Source organism: Ruegeria sp. HU-ET01832 (assembly GCF_040371315.1).
Lineage (GTDB): Bacteria > Pseudomonadota > Alphaproteobacteria > Rhodobacterales > Rhodobacteraceae > Ruegeria > Ruegeria lacuscaerulensis_A.
This window is the reverse complement of the sequence record NZ_BAABWL010000005.1, coordinates 44385-64194: the sequence shown is the minus strand read 5'-3', so window position 1 is coordinate 64194 and position 19810 is coordinate 44385. Positions and strand designations below refer to the sequence as shown.

The 19810-nt window shown below is 57.9% G+C and carries 20 protein-coding genes and 1 tRNA gene; 11 read left to right on the top strand and 10 right to left on the bottom strand.

The genetic code is table 11. The annotated features are described in order from the left end of the window. Window positions 1-48: 48 nt before the first annotated feature. Window positions 49-138 (top strand) — tRNA-Ser (locus tag ABWV79_RS15410). A 41-nt stretch (window positions 139-179) separates the two neighbouring features. Here the strand turns inward: ABWV79_RS15410 and ABWV79_RS15405 are convergent. From ABWV79_RS15405 to ABWV79_RS15385, 5 genes are read right to left on the bottom strand one after another with little or no spacing between them, the layout of a single operon-like run. Continuing rightward, complete coding sequence (locus tag ABWV79_RS15405) at window positions 180-866, bottom strand: ABC transporter ATP-binding protein (protein WP_353393001.1); 687 nt, start codon at window positions 864-866, stop codon at window positions 180-182. Beyond that, window positions 863-1612: an ABC transporter ATP-binding protein gene (locus tag ABWV79_RS15400; protein ID WP_353392998.1), complete on the bottom strand. Its 750-nt coding sequence runs from the start codon at window positions 1610-1612 to the stop codon at window positions 863-865. Before ABWV79_RS15400 ends, ABWV79_RS15405 begins: the two co-directional genes overlap by 4 nt. Continuing rightward, window positions 1605-2591, bottom strand: a complete 987-nt coding sequence (locus tag ABWV79_RS15395) for a branched-chain amino acid ABC transporter permease (RefSeq protein ID WP_353392995.1) — start codon at window positions 2589-2591, stop codon at window positions 1605-1607. Before ABWV79_RS15395 ends, ABWV79_RS15400 begins: the two co-directional genes overlap by 8 nt. Further along, window positions 2588-3508 carry a branched-chain amino acid ABC transporter permease gene (locus tag ABWV79_RS15390; RefSeq protein WP_170353028.1) on the bottom strand — a complete coding sequence of 307 codons (921 nt, stop codon included), beginning with the start codon at window positions 3506-3508 and terminating at the stop codon, window positions 2588-2590. Before ABWV79_RS15390 ends, ABWV79_RS15395 begins: the two co-directional genes overlap by 4 nt. Before the next feature lie 54 nt (window positions 3509-3562). Further along, entirely contained in the window at window positions 3563-4693 is a 1131-nt protein-coding gene (locus ABWV79_RS15385) for an ABC transporter substrate-binding protein (RefSeq protein ID WP_170353030.1), read from the bottom strand. 400 nt (window positions 4694-5093) lie between these two features. Between ABWV79_RS15385 and ABWV79_RS15380 the strand changes: the two genes are divergently transcribed. From ABWV79_RS15380 to ABWV79_RS15355, 6 genes are all read left to right on the top strand, one after another. Continuing rightward, the gene (locus ABWV79_RS15380; RefSeq protein WP_353392992.1) at window positions 5094-6053 is read left to right on the top strand and encodes a glycosyltransferase family 2 protein; all 960 of its coding nucleotides are present in this window, start codon (window positions 5094-5096) and stop codon (window positions 6051-6053) included. After that, window positions 6050-6436, top strand: coding sequence for a GtrA family protein (locus tag ABWV79_RS15375; RefSeq protein ID WP_353392990.1), 387 nt, complete (start codon window positions 6050-6052; stop codon window positions 6434-6436). The genes ABWV79_RS15380 and ABWV79_RS15375 overlap by 4 nt, the downstream gene beginning before the upstream one ends. Before the next feature lie 9 nt (window positions 6437-6445). Next, window positions 6446-7192: a methyltransferase domain-containing protein gene (locus tag ABWV79_RS15370; RefSeq protein ID WP_353392988.1), complete on the top strand. Its 747-nt coding sequence runs from the start codon at window positions 6446-6448 to the stop codon at window positions 7190-7192. After that, window positions 7192-8601, top strand: a complete 1410-nt coding sequence (locus ABWV79_RS15365) for a hypothetical protein (RefSeq protein ID WP_170353038.1) — start codon at window positions 7192-7194, stop codon at window positions 8599-8601. Before ABWV79_RS15370 ends, ABWV79_RS15365 begins: the two co-directional genes overlap by 1 nt. Before the next feature lie 170 nt (window positions 8602-8771). After that, window positions 8772-9374, top strand: coding sequence for a YrbL family protein (locus tag ABWV79_RS15360; RefSeq protein WP_170353040.1), 603 nt, complete (start codon window positions 8772-8774; stop codon window positions 9372-9374). A gap of 68 nt (window positions 9375-9442) precedes the next feature. Next, the gene (locus ABWV79_RS15355; RefSeq protein ID WP_353392986.1) at window positions 9443-10447 is read left to right on the top strand and encodes a GlxA family transcriptional regulator; all 1005 of its coding nucleotides are present in this window, start codon (window positions 9443-9445) and stop codon (window positions 10445-10447) included. Here the strand turns inward: ABWV79_RS15355 and ABWV79_RS15350 are convergent. From ABWV79_RS15350 to ABWV79_RS15330, 5 genes are all read right to left on the bottom strand, one after another. Further along, window positions 10444-11004, bottom strand: coding sequence for a sarcosine oxidase subunit gamma (locus ABWV79_RS15350; protein WP_353392984.1), 561 nt, complete (start codon window positions 11002-11004; stop codon window positions 10444-10446). The two genes, ABWV79_RS15355 and ABWV79_RS15350, sit on opposite strands and share 4 nt — an antisense overlap. After that, entirely contained in the window at window positions 10997-13939 is a 2943-nt protein-coding gene (locus ABWV79_RS15345; RefSeq protein ID WP_353392982.1) for a sarcosine oxidase subunit alpha family protein, read from the bottom strand. The genes ABWV79_RS15350 and ABWV79_RS15345 overlap by 8 nt, the downstream gene beginning before the upstream one ends. After that, on the bottom strand, window positions 13936-14223 hold the full coding sequence (locus tag ABWV79_RS15340) for a sarcosine oxidase subunit delta (protein WP_353392981.1): 288 nt from the start codon (window positions 14221-14223) through the stop codon (window positions 13936-13938). Before ABWV79_RS15340 ends, ABWV79_RS15345 begins: the two co-directional genes overlap by 4 nt. A 14-nt stretch (window positions 14224-14237) precedes the next feature. Next, window positions 14238-15488, bottom strand: a complete 1251-nt coding sequence (locus tag ABWV79_RS15335) for a sarcosine oxidase subunit beta family protein (RefSeq protein WP_353392979.1) — start codon at window positions 15486-15488, stop codon at window positions 14238-14240. A 77-nt stretch (window positions 15489-15565) separates the two neighbouring features. After that, entirely contained in the window at window positions 15566-16405 is an 840-nt protein-coding gene (locus ABWV79_RS15330; protein ID WP_353392977.1) for a LysR family transcriptional regulator, read from the bottom strand. Between the two features lie 105 nt (window positions 16406-16510). Here ABWV79_RS15330 and ABWV79_RS15325 point away from each other — a divergent pair, with 105 nt between their 5' ends. From ABWV79_RS15325 to ABWV79_RS15310, 4 genes are read left to right on the top strand one after another with little or no spacing between them, the layout of a single operon-like run. Continuing rightward, complete coding sequence (locus ABWV79_RS15325; RefSeq protein ID WP_353392975.1) at window positions 16511-17110, top strand: amino acid synthesis family protein; 600 nt, start codon at window positions 16511-16513, stop codon at window positions 17108-17110. After that, a complete protein-coding gene (locus ABWV79_RS15320; protein ID WP_353392973.1) occupies window positions 17082-17858 on the top strand; it encodes an alpha/beta fold hydrolase in 777 nt (258 codons plus the stop codon). The genes ABWV79_RS15325 and ABWV79_RS15320 overlap by 29 nt, the downstream gene beginning before the upstream one ends. Then, the gene (locus tag ABWV79_RS15315) at window positions 17855-18772 is read left to right on the top strand and encodes a flavin reductase family protein (RefSeq protein ID WP_353392971.1); all 918 of its coding nucleotides are present in this window, start codon (window positions 17855-17857) and stop codon (window positions 18770-18772) included. The genes ABWV79_RS15320 and ABWV79_RS15315 overlap by 4 nt, the downstream gene beginning before the upstream one ends. Then, window positions 18772-19806, top strand: a complete 1035-nt coding sequence (locus ABWV79_RS15310) for an LLM class flavin-dependent oxidoreductase (protein WP_353392969.1) — start codon at window positions 18772-18774, stop codon at window positions 19804-19806. Before ABWV79_RS15315 ends, ABWV79_RS15310 begins: the two co-directional genes overlap by 1 nt. Window positions 19807-19810: the final 4 nt, after the last annotated feature.

Here is a 19810-nt window from a genome sequence, read left to right as displayed (position 1 = left end):
ATTGGGGCCTTGCAAATCTGCAAGCGATAGTCCAAATATCGCCCGCACGGAGAGGTGGCCGAGTGGTCGAAGGCGCACGCCTGGAAAGTGTGTAGGCGGGAAACCGTCTCCAGGGTTCGAATCCCTGTCTCTCCGCCACATATGTTAAAAGTTGATTGGCGATGCTTGGTCTAACGAGTTTAGACACCTATGTGCTTTTCGCTCACCTCGGACGTCAAGTCGGACATGGCGCCACTCCAGACTGTGCGCCCGCGTGCTAGGATGGTTGCGGTGTCTGATACAGTGGCTAATTCTTTCAAGGACTTGTCGATCAAAAGGATTGCGACGCTGGTGTTCTGCTTTAACTGCCGCATTGCAGCCCAGATTTCCTGTCTGATGATGGGTGCGAGACCCTCGGTTGCTTCATCCAGAACAAGAAGACGCGGATTCGTCATCAATGCACGACCGATGGCCAGCATTTGCTGTTCACCGCCAGACAATGAGGCGGCTCGCTGGTTTCCACGTTCATCCAGCCTCGGGAACAGACTTGCGACCTTGCGCAGATCCCATTCTCCGGGGCGGGCTGCAGCGATTAGGTTTTCGTGCACGGTTAAGTCCATGAAACACCTGCGCCCTTCGGGAACCAGACCTACACCGCTCCGCGCAACTTTGTGACTGGGTAGGCCCTGCAAGTTTTTGCCATCTAAGGTGATCGTGCCCGAGGAACGGATCATCTGACAGATCGCCTTGACGGTGGTTGTCTTGCCCATGCCATTCCGTCCCAGCAATGCGGTAACTTCGCCCTCAGCCACGCGCAGATCGACACCGAAAAGCGCTTGGCTTGGACCATAGGCTGCCTGAAGGTTCTCGACCGTGAGAAAACTCATACTTCTTCTCCCAGGTAGGCCTCTCGGACATCCGCGCTTTGGCGGATGTCGTCTGCTGATCCTGTGGCGATCACCGCGCCATAGACCATCACGCTGATGCGGTCTGCCAAAGCAAAAACGGCATCCATATCGTGTTCGACCAGCAGGATCGGGGCTTCGGCGCGAAGTCCGTCGAGTAGAGCAGTCAGGTTCCGGGACCCCTCTGCTCCGAGACCGGCCATGGGTTCATCCATGACAAACGCGCGGGGTGAAAGCGTAAGCGCAACGGCGACTTCCAACTGTCGTCGCTGCCCGTGGCTGAGGCTGGAGCACTGTGTGTCGCGAAAATCCGCAAGGCCGACACGATCCAGTGCACCTTCTGCACGGGACCGTAAAGTTTTTGATTTTTGAGCGGCCCCCCAGAACCGCCATGAGGCCCCTTCGATTGCCAGACAGCCTAAAATCGCGTTTTCTAAAACAGTGTCTTCCATGCATAAGTCGGAAATCTGGAACGTCCGACCCAAGCCAGCGCGTGCGCGAACGTGGGGGGGCAGGGCCGAAACATCCCGATCATCCAACAAAACGCGACCGGAATCGGGGTGGATTTCACCGCATATCTGCTTGATCAGCGTGGACTTGCCCGCTCCGTTCGGGCCAATGATTGCGTGGATTTCCCCTGGGTTGAGGTCGATTGACACATCGTGTGTCGCTGTCAACGCGCCGAACCGTTTGCTAAGTGCATCAGTGGCAAGGATTGGCTTAGACATGCGCACCCTCTTTCCCCGTGAGTAGGCCGATCAGTCCACCACGCCCGAACAGGACAATGCACAACAGGACGACTCCAAGGTAAACATGCCAATAATCGGTCAATGCTCCTAAAAAATGCTCGAGTGCTACAAAGACACAAGCCCCGATTACCGGCCCCATCAGCCGTCCAACGCCGCCAATCACGATCAATACGATAAGCTCTCCGGACAATTGCCAGCTAAACATTGTGGGCGACACAAACCGGTTGAGGTCAGCGAAGAGCGCGCCCGCCAATCCAGTTATTGCGCCTGAAAGAACAAAGGCCAGCAAACGAATTCGCGTAGGGTTCAGACCGACTGCCTGAACACGTGATCTGGTTTGGCGCGTGGCGTTCAGTGCCAAACCGAAGGGTGAAGCCTGAAGGCGGGCAAACAGGAACAACACGATGCAAAGAAGAGTGAAACAGATGCCGAAGAACTGAATTGGCACCAGCGTGTTTAAGCCGGGAAAACCGTTGCGCACATAAATGGACAATCCGTCCTCGCCGCCATATTGCGCCCATGAGATGGCAAAGTAGAAAAACATCTGGCCAAATGCGAGGGTGATCATGATGAAATAAACCCCGGTTGTGCGCAGTGACAGCATGCCGATGAAAAACGCGACCAGCGCCGAGATGACCATAGCCGACAGCCAGATCAACGGCATCGACGTTGTCCCATCAGTGCTGAACAGACCAAGGTTTAAGGTTGAATACGTCTGCGCGTGATAGGCAAGAATACCCATGGTATAGCCGCCAAGGCCAAAGAACGCAGCGTGGCCCAAGCTGACCATTCCGCCCAGACCCAATGCAAGGTTCAACCCGACAGCTGCCAGTGCAAGGACAACCGCTCGGGTGGCCAACGTGATCGTGAAAGGCTCGTCCATCGCCAATGCCCAAATGGGTAATAGAAGCAGGCCAGTCAGAACGACGCCATTGATGTATCTTTCCTTAACTCTCATGCGCGGGCTCCGAACAAGCCAGTAGGGCGCCAGATCAGAACAAGCCCCATCAGTATATAAATCCCCATCGAGGCAATGGCTGACCCGCTTTTTTGCGCTGCACCGGGCTCCATGAACAAGCCAAGGAATTCAGGAAGGAAAACGCCGCCCAACGTGTCGGTCAAACCGACCAGCAATGCACCAATGAACGCCCCTCGGATCGACCCGATACCGCCGATTACGATAACCACAAAGGCAAGGATCAGAACGGGTTCACCCATGCCTACCTGCACCGATTGAATTGCTCCAACCAAAGCGCCGGCCAGCCCGGCCAGAGCTGCTCCTAGGGCAAAAACGAGGGTGTAGAGTTTTGAGATATCAACGCCAAGCACCGCGATCATCTCTCGATCGTTTTCACCGGCCCTGATCTGAATGCCTATGCGTGTACGTTCGATGAACAGCCATAATCCGCCCGCGATTGCCACACCGATGACGATCAGGCTTAGACGGTAAAGGGGGTATTCGATGCCGCCGGGCAGGGTGACAGGCCCCGAAAGAGCTTGCGGGATATTCAAAAACAAGGGGAAAGACCCGAAAAACCAGCGGGTTCCCTCCGAAAATATAAGTATCAGGGCAAAGGTAGCTAGAACCTGATCCAGATGAGGTGCATCGTATAGCCTTCGTATGACAACAATTTCAATCATCGCGCCGGCAAGCGCAGCTGAGGCGAGCGCCGCAACTAGACCCAGAAAGAACGATCCCGTGGCACCGGCCACAGTGGCTGCTGCGAAAGCCCCGACCATGTAAAGCGAACCGTGGGCAAGATTGATCAGCCCCATGACGCCAAAGATAAGTGTCAGGCCCGCAGCCATCAGAAATAACATGACGCCAAATTGCAGACCATTGAGGATCTGCTCGACAATCAGGATCGAGGACATGGGAACTCCGGTGGTCTGCCTGCCGTCTGGTTGACGGCGGGCAGCAGTCGTTTCTTACATTTTGCACTCGGCGGCGTATGCGTCCGAATGAGCTTCAAGTGCGGTGCCGATGATCTTGTTGGTAAAAACATCACCTTCCTTGATCACTTCACGCGCATAGATCGTTTGTACCGGGTGGTGGTTCGGGCCAAATGCAAAATCCCCGCGCGTACTGTCGAACTCAGCGGCTCGCAGGGCTTCGCGGAAAGCATTTGCGTCTGACGGATCGGCTTTTTCCAATGCGGATAAAAGCAGGTTTGCGGTGTCGAAACCCTGGCTGGCGTAAAGCGACGGCAGGCGGCCGTATTCGGCCTTGAAGCTATCGACAAAAGCCTTGTTGGTCGGATTGTCGATATCCTTGTTCCATTGCGAGGTGTTCACAACACCCAAGGCTGCATCACCCACTGCCTGCAAGATACCCTGATCAAAGCTAAAGGCCGGGCCGACGACAGGCAGATCGATTCCGCTGTCGGCATATTGCTTGAGAAAAGAAATCCCCATGCCGCCGGGCAGAAAGAAAAAGACACTGTCGGCGTCACTCGCGCGGATTTGGGCGAGCTCGGCGGCATAGTCCGTTTGACCAAGCTGGGTGTAAATCTCTCCGGCCAGGTCGCCATCGAAGAAACGTTTGTACCCGGTCAGTGCATCCGTACCCGCCGGGTAATTCGGAGCCAGAATGAAAGACTTCTTGTAGCCAGCATCATTTGCATATGCTCCAGCCGCTTCGTGCAGGTTGTCATTCTGCCATGCCACGTTGAAATAATTGTGATGGCATCCTTTCCCCGCCAAGGCCGAAGGGCCTGCGTTGGGGGATAAATAGAACACATTCTGGTTCACCGCTGCTGGAACGACGGCCATGGCAAGGTTCGACCAAATAATGCCTGTCATGACGTCGACGCGTTCTGATTGAATCATCTTGTCTGACAGTTGCACCGCAATGTCGGGCTTGCGCTGGTCGTCCTCGATCACGACTTCGATGTCGTCACGTCCTGACTGTTCAATCGCCAGAAGGAACCCGTCGCGCACGTCAAGACCCAGGCCGGCGCCGCCGCCCGAAAGGGTAGTGATCATCCCGACCTTGACCTCAGCGAATGCCGATGTGGCTAGCAGCGATGCAGCCGATGCAGCCAACAATAGCTTTTTCATTTTTCTCTCCCTCGTTGGTTAGCCACAGTTGATACTAAAAATGCGGGTCATGACCAGCCGAAGGTTTGAATTTCGTTGGAAAAACTGTTCAGACCGGCAATCAAGTTGCGGTTTTGGATCATCAGACAACGCTTTGTCTTAAGATGGGCTCATTGCTGCCACATCGTACAGGCAAGAACGGCGCGAATATTTTGCGTGCAGTCCGTCTGCACGGGTGATTGAATGTGTCGCATTGGTAACTACGGTCTGAAAACTGGAACTTACCGATTAGCGGCGACCGGGTGTTAAGATATCAAGGGTTCCGACCCAATACGAAGAAGCTAAACCAAAGCGACGTGTTCCAACAGAAGCGAAATATTCGCCACAAAATCGAGCAGGACAGATCGCGTTCGGAGGTTAAATGTTACTGTCTGTAGTCGTTCCATGTATGAACGAAGAGGACTCCTTACCAGCTCTGGTAGAGCGCTTGATCGCAGCAACAGACGCATGGTCTGACGACACCGAGATCCTGTTGGTCGACGATGGTTCGACCGACGACACCTGGGATGGGATCTGTTTGCAAAGCCAGAAGCATCCGCGAGTGCGTGGTCTTAAACTGTCCACGAACAGGGGGCATCAGGTGGCTTTGACAGCCGGGTTGATGGCCGCAAGGGGTGAACGCATCTTTATGTTGGATGCTGACCTGCAAGACCCGCCCGAATTGTTGTCTGACATGATGGCGATGATGGATCGCGGATACGACGTGGTGTACGGCCGCCGCAGCGAGCGCAAAGGAGAAAGCTGGTTCAAAAAGCTGACCGCTCACGGGTTCTATCGCATTCTCAACCGGTTGTCGGATGTCCCGATCCCGAATGACACAGGTGACTTCCGATTGGTCAGCCGCCGGGTGTTGAACGCGGTGCTGGATATGCCCGAACGTGCACGTTTCATCCGCGGGATGTTCGCCTGGGCTGGGTTCCGGCAGATTGGTATCGAATACGTGCGGGATCCGCGCGTTGCTGGTGAAACCAAGTACCCAATGTCCAAGATGATCCGCTTGGCCTTTGATGCGTTGTCCAGTTTTTCGATCAAACCGTTGCAGATTGCCACGCGCCTTGCGTTCTTAACCCTGATCGTTGCGGCGCTGATGCTTGTTTATGTATTCTGGTCGCTGATCCTGTACAACACCGTTGCTGGTTGGGCCTCAACGGTTTTGGTGATCAGCTTTTTCTCGGGTATCCAGTTGCTGACATTGGGAATTATGGGCGAATACCTCGGGCGGCTCTACATCGAAGCCAAAGGGCGCCCCTTGTTTTTCATCGATGAACAAGTCGGCGGCGTGGTTGAGAACACGCCGGAAACAATGAGCAAACAAGCATGAGCGAACGCCGCCGGATAGTCCGCTTTGCGGTCGTGGGAGTAGGTGTGGCCGTCTACTATATCCTGGCGTATCTGGGGTTGCTCAGGTTGTTCGGATCGTCTTGGGTTGCCAACTTTCTGGCGTTTGGGTCGGCCATTCTTATCCAGTATGTCGGCCAAACCAGTTGGACCTTTGAAAAGAAGCTGGCCGTTCCGGCTCAGTTTGGCCGATTTTTGTGCATGATCGGCATCGGATTGATCGTGTCTTCGGTTTTGACATCGGTTCTCGGCCCCAGACTGAACATGTCCGAGCTTGCAACGGCTGGGGTGGTGGTCGTCGTTCTACCTGTCATCAATTTCGTGATCCTGCGGCTGTGGGTCTATCGCGAAGAGAATTCAATTTAGAGAGTTGAGATGTCACATATCTATTCCAACGAGTTCTTCGACTATATCGACCGCGGCGCAAGGCAGTCGGCTGTTCGGTTGATTAAGTGCCTGCACGCTTGGGTTAAACCAGAAAGCGTCGTGGATTTCGGATGTGGACGAGGTGTATGGTTGTCCGAATGGGCAGCTGCCGGTTGCCCGGATGTTGCCGGGGTCGATGGTGACTACGTTGACCGGGATCGGTTGGCTATCGCGCCCGAGTCTTTTTATGCTGAAGACCTGAGCAAGCCCGTTGATTTGGGGCAAAAGTTTGGTTTGGCGCAATCGCTTGAAGTCGGAGAGCACCTTCCCAATGCGGCGTCCGCCAACCTTGTGCAAAGCCTGACAACCCACAGCGATCTCGTACTTTTTTCGGCGGCAGTGCCCGGGCAGGGAGGAGAGTTCCACGTCAACGAGCAGCCTTTGGCATTCTGGCAGGGCCTGTTTGCCGAGCGTGGTTACACTGCCTATGACTGCTTGCGCCCCGTTCTGTTCAATGACAGCTCGATTGAGCCTTGGTATCGCTACAACAGCGTTCTTTATGCCAGTGACGCAGTAGCCGAAACTCTGCCGACAGAGGTTTTGAACACTAAAGTCGCGGCAGGTGCTCTGAAAGAGGTTGGCAGCTTCGGATGGAACCTGCGCAAGATGATCGTTCGCCAATTGCCGCAAAAAACCGTTACCTCGATCGCGCAGGCTCGCGCCTCGGTCATCGCTCGCGCTCACCGGAGTAAATGATGAGTACACAGTCTTTGGGACGCGATGTCATCCGGTTTTCGTTGCTGGGACTGGGGGCGCTTGTTCTGGTTTACGCGCCTTTACTGTTCGATCCGCTGGTGCGGCATGATGACTTCCCGGCTTTGCTGGGAACCAAAGAAATGGCGTATATAAAAGCGCTGGATGAAGGGCGCTGGTTGAATTACTGGTGGCAGTTTCGCCCGTATTTTTGGCCTGCACCCGTCAGTTTTGTACTCTACCTGATCGCCAGTGCCGTTTTTGCGGCATCGACAGCCTTGATCGTTTTTGGTCGGGATGCTCCGGGTTGGTACCGCGGCTACTTTACCTTGTTCGTGGTGCTATCGATCCCGACATTTTTGATCAGCTTTTGGTTCAACACGTTGTTGCCCGGGGCATGGGTTATTGCGCTTTTTGCGCTTGCGGTCGTGTTTTTGCCCCATCGGATCGCGCTGGCCTTGATGCTGATCGCAGTGCCGCTGTCCTTCATGGCCTATACGACCTATCCGTTTCTGTTGCTGACGCTGCTGTTATTGTCGCACAAAGCGCCACAGACTTACAAAAGCATGGTCACCACACTGCTTGTCTTCTTTGTCAGTCTCGTCCTGGCGGTCGTGTCGGTTTACTCGCTCAATTATCTCTACCACGGGGTTTTCGGTATCCCCATAGCCGAGTGGCGGGCCCCGACAGAAGCCAAAACGCTGGATGACCTGATAGTAAATCTGGGCAAGCTAAAAAGGTTTCTAATGATGACCGTCCGCCAATTCGGGGGTGGGACTGCAGGAACCGGAGCTGTGCTGTTGCTGTTTTTTGTTGGGGCATGGGTTTGCTTGTTTCGTTGGCAACGGTTCACTGCGATAGCCGTTTTGGCAGCAGCGCTGGCCGGTCTTGCACCTTTGTTCGCCAAGTCACTGATGTCTGGCGTGTTAGTGCCTGTGCGCGCCTATGGCTGGATTTGGATCCTCATTGGATTTACCTTTACCACAGCAACCTTGCACATGGCCAAAACACCAGGCAGGTGGGCGAGTGTCGCGCGGATTACAATAATGTATGTGCTGTTGATCAAGTTGATCCTATTTGGACGCGCGACTTACCTTCAAATTCCGGAATGGCAAAAAACCACCCGCGATTTGGCAGCGTCCATTCCTGAAGGCACGAGCGCGATCCATATTTATGGAGAATTTCTTGGCTTGAACGGCGCGCGTTCGGCTGGAATCCAGTTTTCGCGTGGGCTGCAGCTGCGCCTGGCTTATCTAACCGGGGCCGAGGTTTTTATCTGTCATAAACAACCTGAAGATTGCGAAAAGGAAACGCCTCCTTTCGACCCTATGGATTGGACACATGTTCCGGTAGTTGAAAGCCGGGGCGAGGTCAGCTTTCTTCTGTTGCCTCCGCCTCCGGTCGGGCCGTAACAGGACGGTATGAACTAACTACGCCCTGTCTTTCCCGACGGAGCGTTTTTCATTTGGTTTGGGCAAAAGTCATTTGTAACAATTCTAAGAAGGTTTTATTAAGCCAATTCCGGTTTGACACTTTATTCCGAATGACGCGACCGTCGTCTTCTATCATAGGGCAACACTAAATGATTGATCTCAGTGGGCGTAAGCCTTTGCGAGAAAGTCGCAACTACCTGATTTTCGAACACCCTGATCACGAAGACGCGCTGCTAAAGGTCAGAGCGGACATTCCTGTCAGAAATCACGCTGTCCAGCGCTATGCCGAAAGACGATACGGCAATTTACGCCAATGGAACCGCGAGGCTAACGAATACCTCGCCGCGCTGCACAGGGGGTGTCCAGAAATTGAGCGCCTTGCGCTGTTTATGGGTTACGCACCAACCTCATTAGGGCCAGCCATGGCCGTAGAAAAACTGACAGGTCCCGATGGCGGGCTGGCGCCGACGGTTTACAGTGAGTGGCTGTTGGTCAAAGACGATCCCGTTGGTCTGAAGCGTTTGCACGATGATTTCGCCGAGCTAATGGACGATCTGGAACGTGGACGGATCATCGTCGGAGACATGAGCCATGAAAACGTAGTGCGCGCTCAAGAGCGTGGCGGAAAGTTGACTGTCATCGACGGCGTCGGTGAGAGGGTTCTGCTTCCGCTGGCTCTGGTCAGTGATTTAGCTTTTCGCAAGTCGATACAACGTCGACGTGAGAGGATGCTTGGCATGCTGCGCCCGTAATTCGTCAGGGTTGTTTCCGTTCGTGAAGAATCTGTTCACGGATGCGGACTTTCGGCCAGGATAATCCAATGTGCAGAGATGACAGAATCGAGATTGGTTTTCTGCTGTTTGATGGCTTTCCGATGGCTTGCCTGACTTCGGTTATCGAACCTTTGCGTGCCGCCAACGAGATCGCAGGGCAGGAGACCTTTTGTTGGACGTTACTGTCCGAGCGCGGACAAAAGGTACGTTCTAGCGCCGAGGTGGGATTTGACGCAATGCGTGGCTTGCTGGATCACGGTGAAGTCGACATTCTGTTCCTGCTAAGTAGCCCGACCTCGAGGTTTGAAAACTCCAGCGCAGGAAATGCCGCTCTGCGCAGCCTTGGGCGACACGGTACAATTCTGGGTGGGATCAGCGGTGGTGTGTTCCCGCTTGTTCGCTCGGGCACGATGCAAGGGCAACCGGTCTCGGTCCATTGGTGCTATGAAGCGGCGTTCGAGGCCGAGTTTCCCGATTTTGATGCCCGGAGTGAAGTCATCGTCAGAACCGCAACGCGCTACACCGCCGCAGGGGCCGCAGCAGGGTTTGATCTGGCATTGCATCTGATTCAGGATCGTCTTGGAGCGGAAATAGCGCATGAGGTTGCGTGTTGGTTTCAGCACCCCATGATGCGTGGAGCCGGGGTGCGCCAACAGGTGCCCAGTGCCACACAACCGGAAACAGGCGACAGTCTTCCGCCGCTTGTCGCGCGTTGCGTTACGCTGTTTGGGCAGGATATGAGCGAACCAGTCTCGATCGCCGACGTCGCACGGGAAATAGGCGTCACGCCGCGCCAAATTGAACGTGCCTTCAAACGGGCAACCGGCAAAAGCCCCAGTCACTACTACAGGGCCATGCGTATGAAGGCCGCGCGGCAGATGGTGATGTATACAGCGGATCCGATCCCCGAGATCGCTGCATCGGTCGGCTATAGTTCCGCCGCGCCTTTGGTGACACATTACCGGGCTGCATTCGGACTCAGCCCGGCCGAGGATCGCCGCCGGATCAACCGATTCCGGGTCGAGGGCAACGCGCCACTGCCATCAGTTTAGTAGACCGATCGCATCGAGGTCAGCACAGCGTGATGTAGCGACCCGGCCGAGGATCGTGGGCCGTATATGCTGTAATGATCTGCATCGCGGCACAAAAGGTAACACCCGACATGGTGGATCGAACAGCGTGCTGCGGTGCCGGGGGGTAGGCGGCGCAGGTCCAGTTGGCTTAGCAATTCCAACACTGACGGAATGCCATCGCCGCGCAGGTCGAACCGTACCCAGGCGTCGGTCTGTTCGGTGACGGACGCCGTATTCCCTACGCCTGCCTTAACCTGATCCGCAAGGTCGTGGTGGCCTTTATATGGGGCCTCAATCATCCATTGATCGGGGCCGGACCAAAAGGCGGTTGTCTCGCCACCTGCTATGCGCTGGATGTCGGGTGCAGGCGCGCCGATCACTTTGGCCAGCGCCTCACGTGCCTTGGCTTCCTGTCCCAACCGGGCCGCGACCGAGGACAGCGCCACGTCGGGCACCTCGGTACATGTGACCGGCCCGACCGTGTCTACGCGCGGCGCGGCCCCGCCGAGGGCGGTTATTGCTACAAGATCATGCACGCAGACGTTCTCCTTCGGGGTCAATGAAATGGGCCGAGACAATTTCGACCTCGACCGTTAGGTCGGTCAGTGGCGACACAAGGCGCATCTTCTCTCCCATCCGCGCATCGCCGCGTTTCAGCAGGCCCAGCCCGATATTGCTGTTCAGATTGGGCGAATAGGCCGCCGAGGTCACATAGCCCTGATCATGCGCCGCATCGACCGGGCCATTCGTGTTCATCAAGTGGCCGCCAGCGGTGATCTTTTCCTCGGGGTTGACCGGTTTCAGGCCGACCAGTTTAAGCACATCGTGCGCGATCAGGGCCTCGCGTTCGCATAGAACCGATCCAATGCTGTCTTTCTTCTTTGATACCATCTTGCCCAGACCAAGATTCAGCGCCGTGGTGGTGCCGTTCAACTCATTGCCGACCGGGTGGCCCTTTTCGATGCGCATCACGCTCAGCGCTTCGGTGCCATAGGGGGTGACGTCGAACTCTTTGCCTTCGGTCATCAGCCGCCGCATCAGTGCGTCGCCATAGCGCGACGGGACGGCGATCTCGAACGCCAATTCGCCCGAGAACGAGATACGAAACAGCCGCGCCCGTAGTCCACCGCAGACGGTGATCTTGCCGCAGGCCATGAAGGGGAAAGCCTCGTTCGAAATATCAAATTCGGGGTCCAAGATCTTTTGCAGAAGCTTGCGGGAATTCGGCCCCGCCACCGCGTATTGCGCCCAACCATCGGTGGTCGAAATCAGCTGCACATCCATGTCCGGGAACAGGCACTGGCGCACAAATTCCATGTGGCGATAGACACTTACAGCATTCGCCGTGGTGGTGGTGACGACGAAATGATCCTCGGCCAGCCGCGCGGCGGTGCCATCATCCATGACCATTCCATCCTCGCGCAGCATCAGCCCATAGCGGGTTTTGCCCACCGCCAGCTTGGCAAAGCCGTTGGCGTAGACGCGGTTGAGGAACTCGGCGGCATCCGTGCCCTGCACGTCGATCTTGCCCAGGGTGGTGCAATCGCACACCCCGACCGAGGCGCGGGTTTGGCGTACCTCGCGGTCGACGGACTCGCGCCAATGCGTCTCACCGGGCAGGGGGAACCACTGTGCGCGCAGCCAGTTCCCGGCCTCGACAAACACCGCGCCGCGTTCCTTGGCCCAATGGTGTGACGGGGTCAGGCGGGTCGGGTGAAAGTCTTTGCCCGTCATTCGGCCGGCGAACGCGCCGATGGGCACAGGGGTATAGGGCGGGCGGAAAATGGTGGTGCCGGTTTCAGGGATCGACTTGCCCGCAACCTCGGCCATGATGGCAAGGCCCGTGATGTTCGAAGTCTTGCCCTGATCGGTTGCCATGCCAAGCGTGGTATAGCGTTTCAGATGCTCGACCGAGCGGAAGCCTTCCTGATAGCTGAGCTTCACATCCTTGACAGTCACGTCGTTCTGTTGGTCGACCCAGGCGCGTTTGCAGCCCTGCACATACCAGAACGGCTTTAGCGCTATGGGCGCGTCCTCGGCTTCTGGCAGGTCGGGCAGGGTGCTCAGGTTCAGCGCGGCAGCGGCCGCTTCGGTGCCCGAGCGCAGCGCACCATGGGTCGACATCACGCCATTGGCAGAACCTGCGACGGACATGCCGACCGGTAGGTTTTCTCCCGGAACGAAAGCAGCAAGGGCTTCGTTCCAAACAGGGCGTCCGCGTTGGTGGCAGGTCAGGTGGACATTCGGGTTCCAGCCGCCCGACACGCCCAGCGCGCCACAGTCCAGTGTCCGGGTCGAACCATCGGGCAATGCGACCTCGACAAAGCTCAGGCCCAGACGGCCCTTGGTGTTTATGACCTGCGCGCCTTTCAGCACCTCATAGTCATAGCTGAGCGGGGCATCGTTGCGCACATCTACCACGGCCGCGATTTTAACGCCCTTGGCGTGCAGGTCCGCGGCCGTGCGGTGGCCGTCATCATTGTTGGTAAAGATCGCAACCCGAGGCGAAGCTGTCACCGCAAAGCGATTGGCATAAGTTCTCAGCGCGCTGGCCGTCATGATGCCGGGTCGGTCATTATTTTCAAACGCAATCGGCCGCTCGGTCGCCCCGGCACAAAGCAGCGCCTTTTGGCTATAGATCCGCCACAGGATCTGGCGCGGTTTGCCAGCGGGCAGCGAGGGCAAGTGATCGCCCGTCCGCTCGACGGCCCCGTATATGCCGTGGTCGAAAGCTCCGATCACCGTGGTGCGCGGCATCAGTCGAACGTTCGGCATTGCCGACAGTTCGGCCACAGCCTGTGCAGCCCAATCGGGCGCGCTGTGGTCGCCGACCGAGAAGGTCTCGCTGTTGAGACGTCCGCCCAGCGTGAAATCCTCGTCTGCCAGTATGACATCTGCGCCCGCACGCCCGGCGGTCAGCGCTGCCATCAGACCCGCAGGCCCGGCACCGATGATCAGCAGATCGCAGTGACGAAACCCTTTGTCGTATTCATCCGGGTCGGCCTGCATCGACAGTGAGCCAAGGCCAGCAGCGCGGCGTATGATCGGCTCGTACAGCTTCTCCCAAAACGCGGCGGGCCACATAAAGGTTTTGTAGTAGAACCCCGCCGACAGGAAGTTGGAAAACAAGTCATTCACCGCCAGCGCGTCGAATCGCAGACTTGGCCAGCGGTTTTGCGAGTTTGCGATCAACCCGTCGAACATCTCGATCGTCGTGGCGCGGGTGTTGGGTTCCTTGCGGGCACCTGCGCGCAGTTCCACCATGCCGTTGGGTTCCTCGGATCCCGCCGTCAGCAGCCCGCGTGGGCGGTGGTATTTGAACGACCGCCCGATCGGTCGCACATTATTGGCCAGCAGCGCAGAAGCCAGAGTATCGCCGGGATGCGCCGTATAGCTGCGTCCGTCGAAGTAGAAGTTCAGGGTCGTATCGCGGTCGATCTGCCCGCCGGTCAGCCGGTTTGCTTGCGTCATTTCGAACGCCCCCGCGCGCGGGCCACATCGCGGGCCAGTTCAACCTTGGAAATCTCGTGGGTCAGAGTGTTGCGGGTGACAACTAGCCAAGACCGGTCCCCGGCTTCGTGATACCACAGCTCGCGGTGTTCACCGGCGGGATTGTCGCGCAGATAGGCATAGTCATAGAACGCATCGGCGGCATTCTCGGCCGTCCCGTCGGGCCGGTCGATCAGAGATGCATCGCCCAGATAGGTGAACTCTGAGGCATCGCGAAGCCCAAGAAGAGGGTGGTTGATGATCATTTCCGTGGTCCCCTCTAGTGCAGGTTGGGCTGGTTGCCCGCGCCTTTTTCGTCGATCATCCGGCCAGTACGGAACCGGTCCAGACGATAGGCGGTGGCAACGGGATGCGGTTCATCTTTTGCCAGCAGATGCGCAAAGCAATAGCCCGAGGCAGGCGTGGCCTTGAACCCGCCGTAGCACCAGCCGCCATTGAAATATAGCCCCTGAACCGGAGTGTGGTCGATGATGGGTGAGCCGTCCATCGACATGTCCATCACGCCGCCCCACATCCGAAGCAAGCGCGCCCGGCCAATCATGGGCATCAGGGCCATACCGCCCTCGCACACATCCTCGACCACGGGTAGGTTGCCGCGTTGCGCGTAGGTATTGTAGCCGTCTATATCGCCGCCAAAGACCAGACCGCCTTTGTCGGATTGGCTGACATAGAAATGGCCCGCTCCAAAGGTGATGACGCTGGGCAGGACGGGCTTCAGCCCCTCGGACACGAACGCCTGCAACACATGGCTTTCAATGGGCAGCCGCATCCCGGCCATGCCCATCACGCGCCCCGAGTTTCCAGCGACCGCACAGCCCACTTTGCTGGCTCCGATAAAGCCTTTTGAGGTTTCGACGCCCAAGCAGGTGCCGTTTTCAATCCGCAGGCCCGTTACCTCGCAATTCTGGATAATGTCGACACCGTGCAAATCCGCCGACCGCGCATAGCCCCAAGCCACCGCGTCGTGGCGTGCCGTGCCCGCGCGACGCTGGACCAGACCGCCTTTGATCGGAAACCGGGCGTCGTCAAAATTCAGATAGGGATGCTCGGCCCGGACCTGATCGGCGTCCAGCAGTTCCGCATCCGCACCGTTCAGGATCATCGCATTGCCGCGTCTGATATACGAATCGCGCTGGCCGTCGGTATGGAACAGGTTGATGATCCCGCGCTGGCTCATCATGGCGTTATAGTTGACGTCCTGCTCCAGCCCCTCCCACAGTTTCAGCGAAAACTCGTAGAACGGCTCATTCCCGTCCAGCATATAGTTCGAGCGCACAATGGTCGTGTTCCGCCCCACATTGCCGCCCCCAATCCAGCCTTTCTCGACCACGGCTATATTGCGCTGGCCGTAGACTTTGGACAGATAGTGGGCCGTGGCTAGCCCGTGACCGCCGCCGCCAATAATGATGACGTCGTAATGGGATTTGGGCTCAGGCTCGCGCCAGACCGGTTTCCAGCCCTTGTGGCCGGTCAGTGCCTCTTTGATGACTCGAAAGCCGGAATATCGCATGAATCGGACCTTTTTCGCCAGAATTCACTATTTTGGCGCGGTTTGATATCCTCGGATGCGACATAGACATGTCTGAATCAGACCCTTAGCAAGTCGGAAAACCACGCGGTGAAGGCGTCTATCTCGGCTGACCGGCGTTGGACGGCCAGAAAATACCCCTCGGTCGCAGGGGCAATATGGTCCGAGGCCCGCACCACTTGACCAGAACCCAGCGCGTGTGCGGCGATCAGTTGGTTGACCAAGGCGACCCCGTTGCCGGACGCCGCCATCTGCAGCGCCAGACCATAGGAATCCACGAAATAAGTCGGGGTGCCCATGGTTTGGCCTGTTGTCTCGGCCCAAGTGACCCAGCTGTCCGAGGTGCCCACGGATTCGATCAGCGGCAGAGCCTCGCCCGCAAGCGCCGGGGATTTCACCGGCACAAGCCGATTGGGTTGTAGGGGCACCGCGTCCTTGCCCACCTGTTTCGCCGACCCAAAGCGGATTTCCACATCAGCACGCGCAGCGGCGTATTCGTCGGGCCAGATCGTGCTGACAAAGCGAACCGATGTCTCGGGGTGTTGCGCCTGAAACGCGGGCAGGGCGGGGGCGATCACCCATTCGATGATACTGATCGAGGCAGCAACGGTGATGTGGCGTGCCTTCTCCTCGGTCAGATAGGGAGAGGCTGCGGTTTCCAGCATCTCAAGCGCGGCCTCAACCTGCGGCAGCAATTTGCGCCCTTCGTCCGTCAGAGACAAACCGCGCGCGTGGCGGTGGAACAATACAACGCCCAGCCGCGTTTCCAGCGCTCGGATCTGCTGGCTGACGGCGGATTGGGTCAACCCGATCTCATCTGCTGCGGCGGTGGAGCTTAGCCGTCGGGCGGCGGCCTCGAAGGATCTGAACCATGTCAGCGGGGGCAGAGTTTTGGCCATCGGTAACCTACCTAGTAGTGATGGTAATACCTAAGGCTGAACTTCTTTCATTTGTCAAAACATGACTCTGCCGTGGATATTCCGCGCAACACGCAGGAGGACACCGTGCAGCCAGAAATCCGCAAAATTGTGACGTATGACGAAGAGGTTCTGATCGAAGGCTTCCGCCCGGCGGAGCGCCCGTGGCGGATGTTCGCCGTGGCCGCTGTAATCAAGAACCCTTGGGCCGGACGGTATGTCGAAGACCTGCGCCCCGAAATTCTGGCCTATGGTCCGGTGCTGGGCGAGATGATGACCGAACGGATGGTGGCGCTGGCTGGCAGCGGTGAGGCGATCGAAGCCTATGGCAAGGCGGCCGTGGTGGGTTTGGATGGTGAGGTTGAACATGCCTCGGGCCTGATCCACACGCTGCATTTCGGTAATTTTTACCGGCAGGCGGTGGGGGCCAAATCCTACCTGTCCTTCACCAACACGCGCGGCCCGGCGAATACGCCGATCATGGTGCCGATGATGGACAAGAACGATGCGGGCCGCCGGTCGCATTATCTGACTCTGCAATTCTCCATCCCCGACGCGCCGCGTGCGGATGAGGTCGTGGTGGTGCTGGGCGGGGCGACCACAGGGCGGCCACATCATCGGATCGGAGACCGCTACCAAGACCTGAAGGATCTGGGACATGATGTGGATAACCCGGCCTCGGTCTGAGATCGGCGGCCTCGCCGCGATTGACGCGGGCGAGGGGGCGCTGGTCATCCTGTTGCACGGTGTTGGCCTGCGGGCCGAGGCGTGGGGCGCGCAGATTGACGCTCTGGTCGCGGCTGGGTTCCGGGTGCTGTGCCCGGACATGCCGGGGCACGGGGACTCAGCGTTTAACCCGGTGGAGGGACTAGAGAGCTATGCCGCACCCGTGGCGGCGCTGATTGACCAACCGGCCGTTTTGATCGGGCATTCGATGGGCGCACTGATCGCAACCCGGATTGCGGCAGAGGGCGGAAACGTCAAAGGCGTGGCCGCGCTGAACGCGATTTTCCAGCGCTCGGATGAAGCCCGCACGGCGGTTCTGGCGCGGGCGCATGCACTGGATGCCGAGCGGGCCAATGACCCCTCGACCACGTTGCAGCGCTGGTTCGATGACAGGGCATCCCCCGAGCGGGACGCCTGCGATAGCTGGCTGCAAAAGGTCGATCCACGCGCTTACAAGGCCGCCTATACCGTCTTCGCCGAAAGCAACGGCCCGACTGCCGAGCAGTTGGCTGCGATCTCCTGTCCAGCACTGTTTCTGACGGGCGAGGACGAGCCGAACTCGACCCCGCGCATGTCGCGAGACATGGCCGCGCTTGCCCCGAACGGGCGGGCCGAGATCATCCCGAACGCCGCCCACATGATGCCGATGACACATTCCCAACAGGTCAACGCGACTCTGTTGTCGTTTGTTAAGGAGTGCCATTCATGACGCTTGATCCCCGCGCGCTGCGCGACGCTTTCGGCAGTTTCATGACCGGTGTGACTGTGGTGACCACCCGCGATGCATCAGGCAACCCAGTCGGGTTCACGGCCAATTCGTTCTCGTCTGTCTCGCTTGATCCTCCGCTGTTGCTGGTCTGTCCGGGCAAGTTCTTATCCAGCTATGAGGTGTTTGCGGGCTGCAGCCACTTTGCCGTCAACATTCTGGCCGAGGGGCAGCAGGACGCCTCGAACACGTTCGCAAGCTATAAGGGCGACCGTTTCGCCAAAGTGGCCCACAGCACAGGGGCCCATGATCTGCCGCTGATCGACGGGGCGCTGGCGCAGTTTTGTTGCTCCACCCATCAGGCGATCCCGGCGGGAGATCATACGGTGCTGATCGGGCAGGTCACGGATTTCTCGCATGCCGGGGGCCGGGGGCTCGGTTATGTGGGCGGCTCGTATTTCAGTCTTGGGCTGGAACAGGAGATGGACAGCGATCAGCCCACCATCTGCGGCGCGATCATCCGGGCCGGCGACGCGGTTCTGATGGAGCGGAAGGGGACCACCTACAGCCCCTTCCACATCGCCGGTGCCGAGCCCGGCGGGCAGCGTCTGCGTCTGGCGCAGGGTCTGGCGGATCGGGGGATCAAGGCGCGGCTAGAGCAAGTCTATTCCTCGTTCAACGATGCGACGACCAAGCTGCATTACACGTTCTTTCTGGCGTCGTTCGCCGGGGCAGCGATCCCCGAAGGAACCGAGTGGATCGCCATCGAACACCTGCCCAACCTGACATACGCCACCCCGTCGGTGGGCAAAATGATGACACGCTTTGCGCTGGAAGCGCGCGAAGGGGATTTTTCGCTCTACCTTGGCGATGCCGACCGGGGTGAGCTGCACAGTTTCGACAAAGGAGCCGGTTGATGGAGTTTTCTCTCTTTGCCCATATGGAACGTCTGACACCCGATCAGCCCCATGACGTGTTGTATGATGAGTTCGTGAGCCTCGTGAAAATGGCCGATGATGGCGGCATGCGCGCGGTCTGGACGGGTGAACATCACGGGATGGAATTCACCATCGCGCCGAATCCGTTCCTGTCTCTGGTCGATCTGGCGCATCACACCAAGAATGTGCGCCTGGGCACTGGTACGGTAATCGCGCCCTTCTGGCATCCGATCAAACTGGCGGGCGAGGCCGCGGCTGCGGATCAGATGACCAAGGGCCGGATCGAGCTGGGGATCGCGCGCGGGGCCTATTCCTATGAATACGAGCGTCTGATGCCCGGCATGGATGCGTGGGAGGCCGGGCAGCGCATGCGCGAATGCACCCCTCTGGTGCCGCAAATCTGGCGCGGGGATTGCGCGCATGAGGGAGAGTTCTATTCGTTTCCGGCGGCCACCTCGGCCCCCAAGCCGTATCAGGAATATGGCCCCCCGATCTGGATTGCCGCGCGCGATCCCAACAGCCACGAGTTCGGAGTTCACAACGGGTTCAACATTCAGGTCACACCGCTGTGGCAGGGCATGGAAGAGATCGAAACGCTGATGGGCCGTTTTAATGCCGCCTGCGAAAGCTATTCCGGCCCACGTCCCAAGATCATGCTGTTGCATCACACCTATGTCGGTGCGGATGAGGATGACGTGGCGCAGGGTGTGCAGGAATTACGCCGTTATTACAACTACTTCGGCGCATGGTTCCTGAACAAGCGGCCCGTGCAGCAAGGGTTGATCCAGCCGATCTCGGATCAGGAGATGGACGCCAATCCGATGTATACGACCGAGAAACTGGGCCAGGATCTGACCGTCGGCACAACGCAGCAGGTGATTGACCGGATCAAACGGTACGAGGATCTGGGCTATGATGAGTTCTCGTTCTGGGTCGATAGCGGCATGACCAATGACCGCAAGCGCGCCTCGCTGGCGCGGTTCATCGACGACGTCATGCCAGCCTTTCAGTGAGGAA

Coding starts and splice junctions, on each gene's coding strand:
- ABWV79_RS15380 (WP_353392992.1), top strand. CDS start 5,094: ATGTTACTGTCTGTAGTCGTTCCATGTATGAACGAAGAGGACTCCTTA.
- ABWV79_RS15400 (WP_353392998.1), bottom strand. CDS start 1,612: ATGTCTAAGCCAATCCTTGCCACTGATGCACTTAGCAAACGGTTCGGC.
- ABWV79_RS15330 (WP_353392977.1), bottom strand. CDS start 16,405: ATGGCCAAAACTCTGCCCCCGCTGACATGGTTCAGATCCTTCGAGGCC.
- ABWV79_RS15320 (WP_353392973.1), top strand. CDS start 17,082: ATGATGTGGATAACCCGGCCTCGGTCTGAGATCGGCGGCCTCGCCGCG.
- ABWV79_RS15345 (WP_353392982.1), bottom strand. CDS start 13,939: ATGACGCAAGCAAACCGGCTGACCGGCGGGCAGATCGACCGCGATACG.
- ABWV79_RS15405 (WP_353393001.1), bottom strand. CDS start 866: ATGAGTTTTCTCACGGTCGAGAACCTTCAGGCAGCCTATGGTCCAAGC.
- ABWV79_RS15385 (WP_170353030.1), bottom strand. CDS start 4,693: ATGAAAAAGCTATTGTTGGCTGCATCGGCTGCATCGCTGCTAGCCACA.
- ABWV79_RS15395 (WP_353392995.1), bottom strand. CDS start 2,591: ATGAGAGTTAAGGAAAGATACATCAATGGCGTCGTTCTGACTGGCCTG.
- ABWV79_RS15360 (WP_170353040.1), top strand. CDS start 8,772: ATGATTGATCTCAGTGGGCGTAAGCCTTTGCGAGAAAGTCGCAACTAC.
- ABWV79_RS15390 (WP_170353028.1), bottom strand. CDS start 3,508: ATGTCCTCGATCCTGATTGTCGAGCAGATCCTCAATGGTCTGCAATTT.
- ABWV79_RS15375 (WP_353392990.1), top strand. CDS start 6,050: ATGAGCGAACGCCGCCGGATAGTCCGCTTTGCGGTCGTGGGAGTAGGT.
- ABWV79_RS15340 (WP_353392981.1), bottom strand. CDS start 14,223: ATGATCATCAACCACCCTCTTCTTGGGCTTCGCGATGCCTCAGAGTTC.
- ABWV79_RS15370 (WP_353392988.1), top strand. CDS start 6,446: ATGTCACATATCTATTCCAACGAGTTCTTCGACTATATCGACCGCGGC.
- ABWV79_RS15335 (WP_353392979.1), bottom strand. CDS start 15,488: ATGCGATATTCCGGCTTTCGAGTCATCAAAGAGGCACTGACCGGCCAC.
- ABWV79_RS15365 (WP_170353038.1), top strand. CDS start 7,192: ATGAGTACACAGTCTTTGGGACGCGATGTCATCCGGTTTTCGTTGCTG.
- ABWV79_RS15355 (WP_353392986.1), top strand. CDS start 9,443: ATGTGCAGAGATGACAGAATCGAGATTGGTTTTCTGCTGTTTGATGGC.
- ABWV79_RS15315 (WP_353392971.1), top strand. CDS start 17,855: ATGACGCTTGATCCCCGCGCGCTGCGCGACGCTTTCGGCAGTTTCATG.
- ABWV79_RS15310 (WP_353392969.1), top strand. CDS start 18,772: ATGGAGTTTTCTCTCTTTGCCCATATGGAACGTCTGACACCCGATCAG.